This window comes from Bacteroides caecigallinarum (assembly GCF_016902295.1).
GTDB lineage: Bacteria > Bacteroidota > Bacteroidia > Bacteroidales > Bacteroidaceae > Phocaeicola > Phocaeicola caecigallinarum_A.
The window spans coordinates 1-1053 of record NZ_JACJLQ010000113.1; the positions used below are offsets into that span (position 1 = coordinate 1).

Sequence of the window (1053 nt, forward strand, 5' to 3'; positions counted from 1 at the left end):
ATCAATGTAAGAGTGTCTGTAGGATTGTGGAAGAGTTCAAAATCGAGCATAAACTGATTTTCGGTTCCGATTTGTAGGTTATATCCCGGTTTTAATTGCCCGTTCCCCATAGGGTCTTCCTTCATATGCATAAATGTAGCATCAGGATCTGTTTTGGAATAAGAATTCCGTTTGCTTAGTATTTTCATGTGCATGTTATATTCGGCAAGTTTGTCACGTTGTGACTCCAATTGTCTGATTTGCCTTGCCTTTTGTTTATTTGCTTTCTTCTCTTCCTTATCCGATGTGGTTGGGGCATTCTCAAGAGAGGCTTTTAACTCTGATATCATATCCGTCAGCATGGAAGGGGTAAACTCGGTAGCAGTATTTTCAATGCAGGCATTATCCTGTGCCACGACATCATCAATTTGTTGTAGAAGAATACGTATCTTCTCAAGAAGCCTGGTTCGGTTACGTTCTACGTTCTTACGCCATACAAATGTGTATCTGTTGGCTTTTGATTCAATCTTTGTGCCGTCAATATATTCAACATCAAGACTTATGAATCCTTTGGATGCAAGGATGAGGACTATTTGTGTGAATATTCCGTTTATCTCATCCTTGACACGGTTACGGAAACGGTTTATAGTCCGGTAATCCGGCTTCTCATAACCGGCAAGCCAAATGAAATGAATGTCACGCAGCAGGGATTTTTCTATCTTACGACAGGAATAGATATTGTTCATATAGGCATACAAAACAGCTTTAAGCATCATTCGTGGGTGATAGGGAGAACGGCCAAGCTCTTTGTATAACTTGTGAAAGGAACTGAGGTCAAGGTTATCTACCATAGCATTCAGGATGCGTACAGGATCGTCTGATGGAATATTTTCATCTATCCGCTGAGGAAAAAGGACGATTTGGTTGGGATTGTAAGAACGAAAATGTATCTTTGCCATATTAGTTTTGATTATGCTTAAAGATACAAAATCTTTAGGACATAACAAAGCCTCGGCTTGGGAAAGTCGAGGCTTTGTCATAAAAAAAAGAGGGCATGCATTTTGACACACCCTC

The 1053-nt window shown here is 40.0% G+C and carries 1 protein-coding gene; it reads right to left on the bottom strand.

Going from position 1 to position 1053, the window contains the following annotated elements; genetic code table 11:
- Window positions 1–938, bottom strand: a 938-nt coding sequence (locus H6A27_RS14390) for a transposase (protein ID WP_204509185.1), incomplete at its 3' end; no start/stop codon positions are given.
- Between the last annotated feature and the right edge of the window lie 115 nt (window positions 939–1053).